At 64.2% G+C, this 14,452-nt stretch carries 13 protein-coding genes; 5 read left to right on the plus strand and 8 right to left on the minus strand.

Going from position 1 to position 14,452, the window contains the following annotated elements; genetic code table 11:
• Positions 1–5 precede the first annotated feature (5 nt).
• Both X739_RS148150 and X739_RS1000000168155 read left to right on the plus strand, forming a co-directional pair.
• Positions 6–1,106, plus strand: a complete 1,101-nt coding sequence (locus X739_RS148150; RefSeq protein ID WP_023795043.1) for a sn-glycerol-3-phosphate import ATP-binding protein UgpC — start codon at positions 6–8, stop codon at positions 1,104–1,106.
• 75 nt (positions 1,107–1,181) lie between these two features.
• On the plus strand, positions 1,182–1,358 hold the full coding sequence (locus X739_RS1000000168155) for a hypothetical protein (protein WP_245273883.1): 177 nt from the start codon (positions 1,182–1,184) through the stop codon (positions 1,356–1,358).
• A 37-nt stretch (positions 1,359–1,395) separates the two neighbouring features.
• Here X739_RS1000000168155 and X739_RS148145 read toward each other — a convergent pair whose 3' ends face one another.
• The 5 genes from X739_RS148145 to X739_RS148130 all read right to left on the minus strand — a co-directional run bounded on the left by X739_RS148145 (position 1,396) and on the right by X739_RS148130 (position 7,766).
• The gene (locus X739_RS148145; RefSeq protein ID WP_023770774.1) at positions 1,396–2,478 is read right to left on the minus strand and encodes an ABC transporter ATP-binding protein; all 1,083 of its coding nucleotides are present in this window, start codon (positions 2,476–2,478) and stop codon (positions 1,396–1,398) included.
• On the minus strand, positions 2,475–4,055 hold the full coding sequence (locus X739_RS148140; protein ID WP_023795045.1) for an iron ABC transporter permease: 1,581 nt from the start codon (positions 4,053–4,055) through the stop codon (positions 2,475–2,477). Before X739_RS148140 ends, X739_RS148145 begins: the two co-directional genes overlap by 4 nt.
• Positions 4,056–4,226: 171 nt before the next feature.
• On the minus strand, positions 4,227–5,234 hold the full coding sequence (locus tag X739_RS148135; protein WP_023770772.1) for an iron ABC transporter substrate-binding protein: 1,008 nt from the start codon (positions 5,232–5,234) through the stop codon (positions 4,227–4,229).
• A 119-nt stretch (positions 5,235–5,353) separates the two neighbouring features.
• The gene (locus X739_RS01000000166250; RefSeq protein ID WP_032924272.1) at positions 5,354–6,706 is read right to left on the minus strand and encodes a hypothetical protein; all 1,353 of its coding nucleotides are present in this window, start codon (positions 6,704–6,706) and stop codon (positions 5,354–5,356) included.
• Between the two features lie 10 nt (positions 6,707–6,716).
• Positions 6,717–7,766, minus strand: coding sequence for a hypothetical protein (locus X739_RS148130; protein ID WP_023770770.1), 1,050 nt, complete (start codon positions 7,764–7,766; stop codon positions 6,717–6,719).
• Between the two features lie 444 nt (positions 7,767–8,210).
• On the opposite strand from X739_RS148130, the gene X739_RS148125 reads away from it, so the two are divergent.
• The 3 genes from X739_RS148125 to X739_RS148115 all read left to right on the plus strand — a co-directional run bounded on the left by X739_RS148125 (position 8,211) and on the right by X739_RS148115 (position 11,547).
• Positions 8,211–8,762, plus strand: a complete 552-nt coding sequence (locus tag X739_RS148125) for a sigma-70 family RNA polymerase sigma factor (RefSeq protein WP_015315559.1) — start codon at positions 8,211–8,213, stop codon at positions 8,760–8,762.
• A 1-nt stretch (position 8,763) separates the two neighbouring features.
• Positions 8,764–9,402, plus strand: coding sequence for an NrsF family protein (locus tag X739_RS148120; RefSeq protein WP_023770769.1), 639 nt, complete (start codon positions 8,764–8,766; stop codon positions 9,400–9,402).
• Between the two features lie 138 nt (positions 9,403–9,540).
• Positions 9,541–11,547 carry a PAS domain S-box protein gene (locus X739_RS148115; RefSeq protein ID WP_245273884.1) on the plus strand — a complete coding sequence of 669 codons (2,007 nt, stop codon included), beginning with the start codon at positions 9,541–9,543 and terminating at the stop codon, positions 11,545–11,547.
• A 12-nt stretch (positions 11,548–11,559) separates the two neighbouring features.
• Here the strand turns inward: X739_RS148115 and X739_RS148110 are convergent, their stop codons facing one another.
• The 3 genes from X739_RS148110 to X739_RS148100 form a co-directional block, all read right to left on the minus strand.
• Positions 11,560–12,438 (minus strand): 3-hydroxybutyryl-CoA dehydrogenase, encoded by an 879-nt coding sequence (locus X739_RS148110; protein ID WP_015315562.1) that lies wholly within the window; start codon positions 12,436–12,438, stop codon positions 11,560–11,562.
• A 206-nt stretch (positions 12,439–12,644) separates the two neighbouring features.
• Positions 12,645–13,574: an electron transfer flavoprotein subunit alpha/FixB family protein gene (locus X739_RS148105; RefSeq protein ID WP_023770767.1), complete on the minus strand. Its 930-nt coding sequence runs from the start codon at positions 13,572–13,574 to the stop codon at positions 12,645–12,647.
• A 20-nt stretch (positions 13,575–13,594) separates the two neighbouring features.
• The gene (locus X739_RS148100) at positions 13,595–14,344 is read right to left on the minus strand and encodes an electron transfer flavoprotein subunit beta/FixA family protein (RefSeq protein ID WP_023795048.1); all 750 of its coding nucleotides are present in this window, start codon (positions 14,342–14,344) and stop codon (positions 13,595–13,597) included.
• Between the last annotated feature and the right edge of the window lie 108 nt (positions 14,345–14,452).

Raw genomic sequence — 14,452 nt, forward strand, 5'->3', positions numbered from 1 at the left:
AAAAGATGGCCTCCATCGCAATACGCGGCGTCAAGAAGAACTATGCCAAGACGCAGGTCGTGCACGGCGTCGATCTCGACTTCGCCTCGGGCGAATTCGTCGTCATCCTCGGGCCGTCCGGCTGCGGCAAGTCCACGCTGCTCAGGATGATCGCGGGGCTGGAAGAGATTTCCGACGGCACAATCGCCATCGACGGCACGGTGGTCAACAAGCTCGAGCCGCGCGAGCGCGGCTGCGCCATGGTGTTCCAGAATTACGCGCTTTATCCGCATATGAGCGTGGCCCAGAACATCGGCTATTCGCTGAAAGTCGCCGGCGTTCCCTCGGCCGAACGCGACCAGCGCATCCGGGCGGTGGCCCGCACGCTCGAACTCGAGCAACTGCTCGACCGCAAGCCGATGGCGCTTTCGGGTGGCCAGAGGCAACGCGTCGCCATGGGCCGCGCCATGATCCGCGAGCCGAAGGTGTTCCTGTTCGACGAGCCGCTGTCCAATCTCGACGCCAAGCTGCGCGTGCAGATGCGCTCGGAGATCCGCAAGCTGCATCGCCGGCTGAATGCCACCTCCGTCTTCGTCACCCACGACCAGGTCGAGGCCATGACCTTGGCCGACCGACTGGTGGTGATGAATGGGGGACGGGTCGAACAGGTCGGCACGCCAGGTGAAATCTACACCCGCCCAGCCAGCCGCTTCGTCGCCACCTTCGTCGGCGCGCCGGCCATGAACATCCTCGGAGGCACCGTCGAACTCGACGGATTGTCGCTGCTCGGCGGCAGCCGGCGCCTGGCGATGGCTCGCGCTGGCCTGCCGGTCGGCACGAAAGTGGCGATGGGCATCCGGCCGGAAGCGGTCCGGCTGGTGGCACCAGGCACGGCCGGCGCGCTCGATGCCACGGTCGACCTGGTGGAGGAATTGGGCGCGGGGCGGGTGATCTATGTCGACCTCGACGGCGCGCCGTTCTCGGTGATGACCTCGGAGGCCGTTCACCCCGAGCCCGGCAGCACTGTCGGCCTGAAGATCTCGCCGGACGACATGCACTTCTTCTCGTCGGAGACAGGCACCCGTCTCGATGTCTTCAAGGCTTCGGTGCCAGAGCCAGCGCTTTGATTTCCAGCACGCGCACAGCCATAGAGACGTACATGAAAGTCATCCAGGTCACCGACGTGCATCCCGGTCGGCAAGGTGAGCGCCGCTTTGGGGCCGACCTGCACCAGCGGCGGGATCATTGCATTGCGCACATCAATGCACATCACGCCGACGCCGCGCTTTGCGTCTTTTACCGGCGACCTGACAGAGACCGGTGCGCCACAGAGCTATGCCGATCCGCGCGCTGCCCTGACCACGCTATCGGTGCCGTAGAGGCTGCTGCCGGGTAACCATGACCGGCGCGTCGGGCTCAAGCGAAGACGTGCGCCTTGCCCGATACGGTCAGCCGCACGATCTCGCCGACCGCCGGCGCGTCCATGCCGGATTTGCGCAGGATCAGCGGCGTGCCGCCGATGGCCGCAGCGTCGGGCGGATCGGAATTGTTCAGGAGCCGCACGGCGATCGTGCATGTCGAGCCGGCGAATTCCGATTCCGTCACCTCGCCGAACGGCATGTCCGACGTGCCCGACATGCCCTCGCGCGAGGTGCGTTTCAGGCCGATCTGCTCCGGCCGCAGCATGATGCGGGCGACATCGCGGCTGTCCGGCGCGTCGACGGCGATGCGACCCAGCGGCGAACTGGCGAAGCCGCCTGAAATGCTCGCCGGAAGGATGATGGCATCGCCGAGGAACTCGGCGATCATCCTGTCCTTCGGCTTGAGATAGAGCTCGCGCGGCGTGCCGATCTGGGAAAATTTCCCATCGCGCATTACCGCCACCTGGCTGGCGAAGGAGAGTGCCTCGGCCTGATCGTGCGTCACCAGGATGGTGGTGATGCCGGCCGCCTCCAGAAGTTCGGCCACCGCCTTGCGCATCGAGGCGCGCAGGCCGGTGTCGAGTGCCGAGAACGGCTCGTCGAGCAGCATCAGCCGCGGCTTCATAGCCATGGCGCGGGCCAGCGCCACGCGCTGCTGCTGGCCGCCGGAGAGCTCGTGCGGGCGGCGTTTGAGGATCGCCTTGTCGAGTCCCACGATGTAGGCAAGTTCGACGATGCGTTCTGCGCGCCTGTCGTCGTCCCGTGCCATGCCGAAGCCGATATTGTCAGAGATGGTCAGGTGCGGGAACAGGGCGCCGTCCTGCGCCACCACGCCAATACCGCGGCGATGCGCCGGGACAGCGGCGCCGCCATTGGCCAGCACCTGCCCGTCGAGCACGATGCTGCCCTGATCAGGCGCCTCGAAGCCGGCGATCAGCCGCAGCAAGGTCGTCTTGCCGCAGCCGGAAGGTCCCACGATCGCCGTGCGGCTGCCGCTGGCGACGTTCAGGTTGACACCGGCCAGTGCGGCGACCGCGCCGTAGTGCTTGTGCAGATTGCCGAGTTCGAGAAAGCTCATCGTCCGGCCATCCGCTTCGACTGGACGTAGAGCAGCCAGGTCAGGGGCAGCGACATGGCCACCATGATGAAGGCGTAAGGAGCCGCCGAGGCGTAATCGATCTCGCTGCTGTAGGACCAGAACGCCATGGCCAGTGTGCGGGTGCCGTTCGGCGCCAGCATCTGGGTCGCGGTCAGTTCGTTCATGATGCCGAGCGCCACCAGCGCCATGCCGGCCGCCGCACCGGGCGCCGACAGGCGGATTGTCGTCGACCACAGCGCATTGAGCGGCCGACGGCCGAGGCTGGACGCAGCCCGTTCGAGCTCGACCGGCGCTTGCGCAATCGATGCACGCAGGCTGACCAGCGAGCGCGGCAGGAACATCAGTGCATAGGCGACCAGGATGGTGAACAGGGTCTGGTAGAGCGGCAGTGCGATGCGCACCGTGATGGTGACCAGTGCAAGCGCGATGACGACGCCCGGCAGCGAACCGACGATATAATTGCATCCCTCGAGCAGGCGCTGCAACGGACCTGGCGCGCGGATAGAGATCCAGGCCATCGGCATGGCCGCCACAGTGGCAAGCAGCGCCCCGGCGAACGACAGGAACAGCGTCTGACCGAGTGCAAGGCCGATCTCGTCGAAGCGCCAAACCTCGGCGCCGCCGGCGGCGAGCCAGCGCCCGATGGTCACGAACGGAACGCCAAGCGCCAGCAATGTGGTGACGGCGAGCAGCAGTAAGCTGGGCAGAGTGGCGCGGCCTAGGCTCATTCGTTGCTGGTATCGCGCGGCACCCGAGCCGACACGGGCATAACGCTCCTCGCCGCGGACCAGCACTTCGAGGCCGAGCAGCACGAAGCAGCAGGTCACCAGCACGCCGGCCAGCATGCTGGCGGCCGGGCCGTTGAAGGTCGACTGGAACTGATCGACAATCGCGGTCGTGAAGGTGTCGAAGCGGATGAAGACATAGAGGCCATATTCGGCCAGCAGATGCAGCCCGACCAGCAGCGAGCCGCCGCATATTGCGAGCCTGAGCTGCGGCAGCACGACGCGCCAGAACACGCGCCAGGGTCCATGGCCAAGTGCCGCGGCCGCGTCCTCGAGAGCGGGATCGAGACGGCGCAGGGCCGCCGACACCGGCAAATAGAGGAAAGGGAAATAGGCGATGACGGAAACCAGCACGCCAGCCCACAGGCCGTGCAGCCCGGGCACCAGGGAGATCCAGGCATAGGAGTGCACGAAAGCGGGGATGGCGAGCGGCGCCACGCAGAGCCAGGACCAGAGCCGGGCACCGGGCAGGTTGCTGCGTTCCGTCAGCCAGGCCAGCGTCACCGACAAGGTGATGGCGATCGGCACCGCCAGCAGCACCAGCAGGCCGGTGTTGACCAGCAGTTCGCCGACACGCGGCCGAAAGACCAGTGCCGAGACCGTCTCCCAGCCGGTCTGCACCGCGATCCAGAAGATGAAAGCGAGCGGCAGCAGCGCCAGCAGGGAGACAAATATGGCGGCGGCGACAAGCCAGGGCGCCGCCCGCCGCTGCGCCCGTCCACGCATCTTGGGCCGCAGGCCGGGACGCGCGAGATCGACCGCGGACTGCATCCGTTCAGGCGCCATACCGTTGCGACGCGGCAGCGGCAATCATGGGACCACGGTAGCGGTCAGGAACGAAGCGTGTCGTCATGGACGAATGCATCTCGAAACAAAACGCTCCCGCGAAAGGTGAATTCCCGCGGGAGCACGATCTGACGTCCTTATTAGGAAGAACGGCAACTAAAGCAAGCCGGCTGCCGTCATCAGATCGGTGACCTTCTTGGAGTTCAGCGTCGTGGCATCGACCTTCGGCGCCTGCAGGTCGGCCAGTGGCACCAGCTTCGGATTGGACTGCGCGCCCTTGCCGACCGCGTATTCGAAGGAGCTTCCGTTCTTCAGCACATCCTGGCCGCCCTTGCCGGTCACCCATTTCAGGAAGGCCTGGGCTTCCTTGGGATGCTTGCTCGAGGCCAGCACGCCGCCGCCGGAAACCGAGACGAAAGCGCCCGGATCCTGGTTCTTGAAATAGTGCAGCGCGACATTCTTGGAATTTTCGCCGGTCTTGGCCTGATCGCCAAAGTAGTAGTAGTGGTAGATCACGCCGGCTTCGATCTCACCGGCATTGACCGCCTTCATCACGGTGCTGTTGCCCTTGTAGGCGGTGAAGTTCTCCTTCATCGCCTTCAGCCAGTCGGCCGTGGCGGGCTCGCCCTTGAGCTGCAGCAAAGCGCTAACAATGGCCTGGAAATCGGCGCCGGAAGGCGAAGCCGCCCAGCGGCCCTTCCAGCTCGGGTCGGCGAGATCGAGCATCGACTTGGGCAGCTGGTCTGCCTTGAGCTTGGTGGTGTTGTAGACAAACACGGTGCTGCGCGCGGCCACGCCCACCCATTTGCCGCTAGTGGCCTGATAGTCTTGCGGGACTTGAGCCAGCGTATCGGTGGCGACCGGCGCGAACAGGCCGGCATTCTCGACCAGCACCATGGCCGGCGAATTTTCCGTCAGGAACACGTCGGCGGGCGAGGCGGCGCCTTCGGCGACGATCTGGTTGGAGAAGTCGCTGTCACCGCCGTTGCGCAAGGTGACCTTTATCCCCGTTTCCTTGGTGAACCCTTCCGCCCATTCCTTCGCCAGGCTTTCATGCTGGGCGTTATAGACGACGATGCCGGCATCTTCGGCCGTCGCCGGACCAGCGGCGAGGCTGATTGCAAGCGCGGCTACGCTGGCAAGGGCAAGAAGGGGGGATTTCATAAGGTACTCCTCGGGTTGTCCCGCACTGGGGTGCGTCCGAGTACAATTCATGAATGAACTAGTCAAGATTGAAAGACGATTGGCATCATCACGGTTTCGCGTGTCGGAGGCCGATGGCATCACCCGATATGCGGGGCTGGTGGCTGCTCCTGCGGGATGCAGCCATCGACCATCGGATGAATGGTCCAGCGCTGGTCCAGCCCCTGCTGCGTTCGTTTGGTCTCGGGATCGAACGCTTCGTTCAGCATGGCGCACCAGGTTCTGCGCAGATTGTCGCCGCGCGACCGGAACGCCGCGCTGCCAAGCCCGTCACGCATATCCTGCGCGGTGAGGTCGGTGGTCTCGCCCGGCGGTTTGGGCGGAACGGTGCCCGTGTCGGCAAAGTTCGGATCCCACTGTAGATAATGTTTCGCGTCGGCACCGGCGGCCACATCGAATTTGACCACCGCCATCAGCGGATGAAACTCGTGCCAGCCCTTGTGATAGCCGTCATAGACATGTTCGCCGAGAACGGCGACATGGTCGCCCATTCTGATGGGGCCGAGCGCCTTGTCGCCGACATTGGCGTCCTCGACATTGCCGGGGCTCCAGTTGAACAACCCCTGAAGGACCGGCTTGACCCCGCCGAAATAGGACGCCGCTCCGCCGATGGCGCCGCCAATGGCCGCTCCGAGCAATCCTCCCAGGAACGAGCCGATGGCACAGCCCAGCGCACCCAGGAAGAACGATCCTATGGCGCAGCCGACAGCCGCGCCGATACTGGCGCCGGCCGCCGCCGCGGCCGCCGTGACGACCAGGGCCGCCGTCAGCAGGATGACGATGGCCGGTGCCCATTGGCGCATCTTGATCCAGAAGTCGCCCTCGGCCTCGCAGTGCAGGCCCCAGCGGGCATGATCGTCGGCGGGTGCGTAGCCCAGATCCGTCTTCAGGTCATCGCGCGGCAACAGCAGCTCATGACCCTGAAAGCCGTCATTGAGAATATCGTTGGCCGGATGGGCCGCGACGCTGGCGGCGAATTCCGCCACGACGGTGCCGTCGGCATTGTAGCGATTGGCCGCCGCCAAGGCCGCCTCATTTGTTTCCGCATTGAGGATTTCGGTCGTCGGATGCGGCATCAGTATGACGTCGAAATACTGGTCGTTGTCGAAGGCGCCGAGATCGCTGCGGAACGGATTGTAAGACACGATGCCGACGGCGCATTTCGGATTGTCCTTGTCGAGGCAGACCAGGCGATGGTTGAGCCATTCCCCCGCCGCCTTGTCGATCGTGGCAGTGGCGGACGCCAGAAATGCGATGACCGCGGCAAGTGCCGCACCGACCGGCCCCAGCAGCAGGCCGAAGGCAGCCGCCAGCCCGGTGATCACGATGATCTGCAGCGCCTGGCCGGCGAGGAAAGCCAGCCGATCGTCCTCGTTGTAGGGCTTGCCACCGGCCGGATAGAGAAAGCAGCTCGTATAGTGCTTGTAGGCCATCGGAGCAGCCTCAGCCTTTCGTGGCGGTGAGCGTCACGCCGCCGGTCATGGTGCGCGATCCGCTCTCGCCGACCGTGAAGACGTGGACGTTGAAGGTCTTTGAGCCGCGGAAGGCGGAGTCCTTCGGTTCGATCTCGACGGCGATCTCGGTCAGCTGGCGCGGCTGCAGTAAAAGCGTTCTTGGGACGATCCTGACCAACCAGTCGTCCGGCACGGGAAACCGGCCATACGCCTGTTCCTCGAGGGCCTTGGCCCAGCGCGCCTTGCTCTCGGCGAGCCGCGGCTGTGGGGTGTCCGTCCGCTCGTCTCGACCTTGGCCGCGTGGCGGGACACATGGCCGCAGCTTCGGTAGAGCGTAGCAGTCCGCCTCGATCTGGAAACGCCGGACGACCGAGGCTTCGTTGCGCACGCTGAAGACGAACTTCGCCGGTGAGCGCATCTCGGCAATGTTGACGTTCTTCTGGCCAAGGTTGTTGCTGGGGTTGGCGTCATCGCCCCAGGAAAGCTGTGCCTGCAGGCAGTAGTGGCCGCCGGTGGCGGGCGTGGTCCAACTGAACTCGGCATAGGCAGGGCAATCGATCGTGCCCTTGGCTCCGAGATTGATGGCGACGTTGGCGATCGGACGGGAAATGGTCTGGGCGCCGAATGACAGGTAGGACAGTGCGACCCCGACGCCCACCGCTGGGGCGTCATAGGAGCCGTTCCAGACACGCACGCGAACGCGATATGTATGTGCTGGCTGAAGCGCGCCGGTGACCGGCAAGGTGCCGTCGAAAATGTCGATATCGGGATTGTCCCAGGTGACCGCGAGGCCCTGCCCCATCAGATAGTACTGGGCATAGAGAAGAGGATCGGCGCGCTTGTAGATGTCGGGTGGTAGCTGGATGCAGCAATCGTTCTGCGCCGGGCTGGGCAGCCGCTGGCCCTTGGCCAGCCGGCACAGCAGCCTGCATATCGTGGCAAACAGCACCTTCAGCCCGGCGGCCAGACGCTTCCAGAATTCGGCGGCAAACAACAGCAAGGCCGCGGTTCTGATGTGGTTGACCAGAGATCCTGCCATGTCGTGTTCCCCACGCTGAGAGGACGCAACGGTAATGTTTTCCTGGCGGACCTGTCTCCGCCGGTTGTCCAGAGGCTATTTCTTCAGTGATCCCTGTCTTCTGTAGAAGTAGACGGCGGCGACAAGGACTATGGCAGCAATGACAAGGCTGCTCTCGACAGTTCCCGAGCCATTGTCGGGAGAAAATCCAAAAATGCGTTCAATGAAATCCATTTCGGCCGCCCTCCGATCCTTTGACGCTACAGAAGGGTTTACCTTACGTCAATCCAAGGTTGGTCCCACGCCGCTCCTCACGCATGGGGCTGGAAACCAGGGAACCCGTCAGGGAAATTAGCGGGCCATCCCGCAAAGTTTCGTGATTTGCCCGTAGTTTGGCTTGGACATTATTTCACCGGCCACGTAACAAATCAGTGCCGAGGCGCGAAGATCGGGGAGTGAACTCTTGTGAGCGGCAAGGACGAGGCCGAGCTTTCCCGGCTGATGCGGGCCGCGATCGCGGGGGATGAAAAGGCCTATGCCGACTTTCTGCACCGGATTGCCGCGCTGGTTCGCGGTTTCGTCAGGCGCAAGATCGTGCAGGGCGGGGTCGATCCCGAGGATGTCGTGCAGGAAACCTTGCTGGCCATTCATGTGAAACGGCACACCTGGCGCCAGGACGCGCCGGTGCTGCCCTGGGTCTATGCGATTGCCCGTTTCAAGCTGATCGATGCGTTCCGGCGGCGCGGACGGCGCATAGAGATCGATGTCGACGACATCGCCGAGACGTTCGCGGAGCCCGAAACGGAAACCGTCAGCGAGCGCGACATCAACCGGGCGCTCGACGGGCTGCCGCCGGCACAGCGTTCCGTGGTTTCAGCCGTATCCGTGGAGGGCCGCTCGATCGGCGAGACGGCGGCGAAGTTCGGCATCAGCGAGACTGCGGTGCGGGTGTCGCTGCACCGGGGACTTACCGCCATAGCCAGGCGATTCGGGCAGGGGCGGTTCGGGCGGGAATGACATGAAGACCGACGATCTCATCAAGGCGCTCGACGCCGATGCCCGCAGCAAGGCGATGCCGCTGCGATCGGCCTGGTGGCTGGCGGCTGTTGCGGCCGCCGTCCTCGCGGCCGCTGTTTTCATGATGACGATCGGGCCGCGCCCCGACTTCATGGTGGCCGCGCACACGATGCGTTTCCTGTCCAAATTCGTTTTCACCATCGTGCTCGCCATCAGCGCCTTTGCCCTGATCCGTGCCCTGTCGACGCCGGGTGCGGCGACAGGCCGGGCAATGGCGGCGATGATCGCCGCGCCGCTGCTGGTCGCGGTGGCCGTGGTGCTGGAGCTCTTCATGGTGCCGCAGGCCCTGTGGAGCACGCGCTTGATCGGCTCGAACATGATGATCTGCATGGGCTTCATCCCACTGATCGGCATCGGCCCGCTGGCCATCTTCCTGTGGATGCTGCGCTATGGCGCGCCGACACGGCCGGTGCTTGCCGGCGCGGTCGCGGGGCTGCTTGCCGGCGGCCTGGCGGCGACTTTCTACGCGGCTCACTGCTTCGACGATTCGCCGCTTTTCGTTGCCACCTGGTACACGATCGCCATCGCGGCTCTCGCTTTGCTTGGCGCGCTCGGCGGGCGGTTTTTCGTGCGCTGGTAGCACGATACCCACGCCTGCACCGTGAATACCGATCCTTAATCATGCCGGCAATTGTTTGCCGGGTTTCCATGTCGCCAACGCCCCAGGCGCAACCTTTCCTTAAAATCGATCCTTCAGGGTTTTAACGGGAAAAAGCGATTGCCCACGGGGGTGGCACGGATCGTGACATTGCGAGGTATCATCGGGCCGGGACCGCACAAGCATGCAGCTCTGGCGCTGCTTGTGGCCGGTCTGGCCGTAGTGGCCGCCGCGCTTGTGCTGTCCGGGCTGGACCTTGGCGCGCAAGCACTCAGACTTTGCCTCCAAATATCGGTCGCGGTGACGGTCTGCGCGCTTTTCGCGGCCTATCTGTTCATCGGTCGAATCTCGGAGGATCGACGACAGATCACGGACAGCGAGCAGCGGTTCCGCCGGGCCATGGAGGACTCGGCGATCGGCATCGCTATCGTCGGTCTCGACGGGCGTATTCTCCAGACCAATCCGGCCTTTGCCGCCATGCTTGGCTACAGCCGCGAGGAGATCGAGGCGCTGACCTTCTTCCAGCTCACGCATCCCGACGATGTGCAGATCGGAAGCGAAACGATGGCCGGCCTGAAGGCGGGTACCGTCGATGCCTTCCACTTCGAGAAGCGTTATCTCAAGAAGGACGGCACACCCGTCTGGGCTCATCTTGCCGGCTCGGTCATTCGCGACGAGAAAAGCGGCCGGCCGCTCTATCTCGTCTCGCAGATCGAGGACATCGACGCGCGCAAACAGGCCGAGGCGCGCATCACAGAGGCGGAAACGCGCTGGAACTTCGCGCTGGCCGGCGCCGGTCAAGGTGTCTGGGATTTCGACATGCGCAAGGGGGGCACCACCTATTCTTCCGCCTGGGTCAAGATGCTGGGCTACGGGGATGGCGAGCTCGATGGCGACCCCGATCGCTGGCTGACGATGATCCATCCGGACGATCGCGCCACGGTCGCGGAGGCCGATCGCGCCCATCTCGCCGGCGAGACGGAGTTTTTCGAAGCCGAGTTCCGCATGCGCCACAAGGACGGCCACTGGATCTGGATCCTCGACCGTGGCAAGGCCATCGAGCGCGATGCGGACGGACAACTGGTCAGAGCGATCGGCAGCTTGATGGACATCACCCGGCGAAAGCAGGCCGAAGAACGGCTCATCGTCTCGGCGGCGATGCTGGCCGACGAGAAGGAGCGGCTGAGGGTGACGCTGCAATCCATCGGCGATGCCGTCATCTGCACCGACGCCGCGAACCGTGTCACCTTCATGAACCCGGTGGCCGAAAAATTGACCGGCGTTTCCAGTGACGACGCGCTGGGCAAGACGCTGAGCCATGTCTACTGGGCGGTTGACGAGGAGACGGGCCACAGGATCGGCATGACGCGGCCGGTCACAGGCGAAGAGACGCGCTCCGACCAGAACAGCCGCGCGGTCCTCATCCGCCGCGACGACACACGCTGCAGCATCCGTCAGGTCGTGTCGCCGATCCTCAACGAACGCACCGAATTCTGCGGTCTGGTGATCGTCTTCCAGGACTTCACCGATGCGCGTGCCCTGCAGCGACAGCTTGCCCATGCCGCCGCGCATGATGCGCTGACCGGCCTTGCCAACCGCTCGAGTTTCATCCGTGCCATGGAGGGGATGGTCGATCAGGCGCGCAAGGACGGCACCGCGGCTGGGGGCCGCCATCAGTTCATGTTCATCGACCTCGACCATTTCAAGCTGGTCAACGACACGGGAGGTCACGCTGCCGGAGACGCCCTGTTGAAGCGTGTCGCTGACGCCGTGCGCGGCGTGCTTGGTCCTGAAGACATCGTCGCGCGCCTGGGTGGCGACGAATTCGCCGTGATCCTGAAATCGGCTTCCACAACCGGCGCGAGGATCGCGGCGCGTTCCATCATCGATGCGATAACCGGCCTGAACTTCACATGGGATGGCCGGCCGCACGGGATCGGCGCCAGCATCGGGTTGACCGCGATCCGCGCCAATTGCGGCGAAGTCGACGAGATCATCGCAAGGGCCGACACCGCTTGCTATGCGGCCAAGGCCGCCGGCCGCGGATGCGTTTCGGTGGCGCCGGACGGCAAGGTCAGCGACGACGACAGGTCAGAACCGCCCACGCCACTCGCCGCGGCCTCGTGAGTGGCAATCACGTCAGCGCGTCGGAACGGGATGCTCGCCGCGATAATCGTAGAAGCCGCGCCCGGTCTTGCGACCGAGCCAGCCGGCCTCGACATATTTGACCAGCAGCGGACAAGGCCGGTACTTCGAGTCCGACAGGCCGTCATGCAGCACCTGCATGATCGACAGGCAGGTATCCAGGCCGATGAAATCGGCAAGCTGCAGCGGTCCCATGGGATGGTTGGCGCCGAGCCGCATGGCGGTGTCGATAGCATCGACCGAGCCGACGCCCTCATAGAGCGTGTAGATCGCCTCGTTGATCATCGGCAAAAGGATGCGGTTGACGATGAAGGCCGGAAAATCCTCCGAGACGGTGATCGTCTTGTCGAGCTGCTTCACATAGGTCTTGGCCGCCTCGAAGGTCTGGTCCTCGGTGGCGATGCCGCGCACCAGTTCGACCAGCTTCATCAGCGGTACCGGGTTCATGAAATGTATGCCGATGAACCGCTCCGGCCGGTCGGTCTGCGCAGCCAGCCGTGTGATCGAAATCGACGAGGTGTTGGTCGCCAGGATCGCTTCGGGATTGAGCTGCGGACAGAGCTGCGCATAAATCTTGCGCTTGACGGTCTCGTCCTCGGTCGCCGCTTCGATCACCAGATCGGCGCCGGCGAGATCGGCCATCGTCGGTGCCGACGCGATGCGTGCCATGGCCTGATTGCGCAGCTTCTCGTCGAGCTTGCCGGACCCCACCTGACGGGCCATGTTGCCGCTGATGGTGGCAATGCCCTTCTCGATGCGGTCGGGCGATATATCGTAGATCAGCACCTTATAGCCCGAAAGCGCGGAGACGTGGGCGATGCCGCCGCCCATCTGGCCCGCACCAATGATGCCGATCGTCTCGATCTTGCTCATTACCCGATCCCGTCCGGAGCGTTTTTCGCTGGAATAGCGAACCGCCCCATCTCTTTGTTCCCGCAATTCCCGGCGCAAAACCCTGCGCACTGCTGCTGGAATTGCTCTCAGCCTTTGTGGCGTGCTTATTGTGCGGTGCAAACTAAAAGGGTGGGGCGACTTCGTCTACCCCACCCCTCGCAATTTAGTACGGTTGCGCGGAAGCGTCAAAGCGCCTTCTGCAACTCCGGCAGGATGACGAAGAGGTCGCCGACGAGGCCGTAGTCGGCAACCTGGAAGATCGGCGCTTCCTCGTCTTTGTTGATGGCGACGATGACCTTGGAATCCTTCATGCCGGCAAGGTGTTGGATGGCGCCCGATATGCCGACCGCGATGTAGAGATCGGGGGCGACGACTTTGCCGGTCTGCCCGACCTGCCAGTCGTTCGGCGCGTAGCCGGCATCGACGGCGGCGCGGGAGGCGCCGACGGCGGCACCGAGCTTGTCGGCGACCGGCAGGATGACTTCCTGGAATTTCTCCGAGGAACCGAGCGCGCGGCCGCCCGAGATGATGATCTTGGCCGAGGTCAACTCCGGACGGTCAGTCTCCGACAGCTTGTTCTCGACGAAGGTGGACAGGCCGGGATTGGCCGCCGCATTGACCGTCTCGACCGAAGCCGCGCCGCCCTCGGGCGCGGCCTGGAAGGACGCGGTGCGAACGGTGATCACCTTCTTGGCGTCGCTCGACTGCACCGTCTGGATGGCGTTGCCGGCATAGATCGGCCGCTTGAAGGTATCGGGCGAGACCACTTCGATGATCTCGGAGACCTGCGCGACATCGAGCAGGGCCGCCACGCGCGGCGCGATGTTCTTGCCGGCCGACGTCGCGGGCGCGATGACCGTGTCGTAGGCGCCAGCCAGCGAGACGACAAGCGCCGCCGTCGGCTCAGCCAGACGCTCGGCGAGTTCGTCGGCTTCGGCGAGCAGCACCTTGCTCACACCCTTCAGTTTCGCGGCTGCGTCGGCGGCAGCCTTGGCGCCTTTGCCGGCCACCAGAACATGAACGTCCGAGCCGATCTGCAGGGCGGCCGAAAGCGCCTTGGCGGTCTGGTCGGAAAGGGTGGCGTTGTCGTGTTCAGCGATGAGGAGAATTGCCATTTTGTCTGTTCCTTCCGATCTCAGAGCACGCCGGCTTCGTTCTTGAGCTTGTCGACGAGTTCGGCGACGCTCTTGACCTTGACACCCGCCTTGCGGCCGCTCGGCTCCTCGGTCATGATGACCTTGAGGCGTGGCTTGACGTCGGCGCCGTAATCGGCCGGGCTCTTCTCGTCGAGCTGCTTCTTCTTGGCCTTCATGATGTTGGGCAATGAGGCATAACGCGGCTGGTTGAGGCGAAGGTCGGCGGTGACGATCACCGGCATCTTCAACTCCACAGTCTGCAGGCCGCCGTCGACTTCGCGCGTCACCCTGGCATGATCGCCCTCGAGCACGAGCTTGGAGGCGAAAGTGCCCTGCGCCCAGCCAAGCAGGGCAGCCAGCATCTGGCCGGTCTGGTTGGAATCGTCGTCGATCGCCTGCTTGCCGAGAATGACAAGGCCGGGCTGTTCCGCCTCGACCACGCCCTTCAGCACCTTGGCGACGCCGAGCGGCTCGGTCTGCTCGTCGGTCTTGACCAGGATGGCACGGTCGGCGCCCATGGCGAGCGCGGTGCGCAAGGTTTCCTGCGCCTGCTGCGGGCCGATCGAAACGACGATGATCTCTTCGGCCTTGCCGGCTTCCTTGATCCGGATCGCTTCCTCGACCGCGATCTCGTCGAACGGGTTCATCGCCATCTTGACGTTGGCCAGTTCCACCGCCGAGCCATCAGCCTTCACGCGCACCTTGACGTTCGCGTCCACAACCCGCTTCACGGGCACAAGGATCTTCATTTGCCTGTCACCTCTTCACGCTAGTTGGGCGCGCTATAGCAGCCTGCGCCCCTTCTGAGTTGTCGAAAGCCGACATTCCTGACTGAATTCCGGCCAGACGGAATTCTG

Origin of the sequence: Mesorhizobium sp. LNHC209A00 (genome assembly GCF_000502915.1) — a bacterium.
GTDB lineage: Bacteria > Pseudomonadota > Alphaproteobacteria > Rhizobiales > Rhizobiaceae > Mesorhizobium.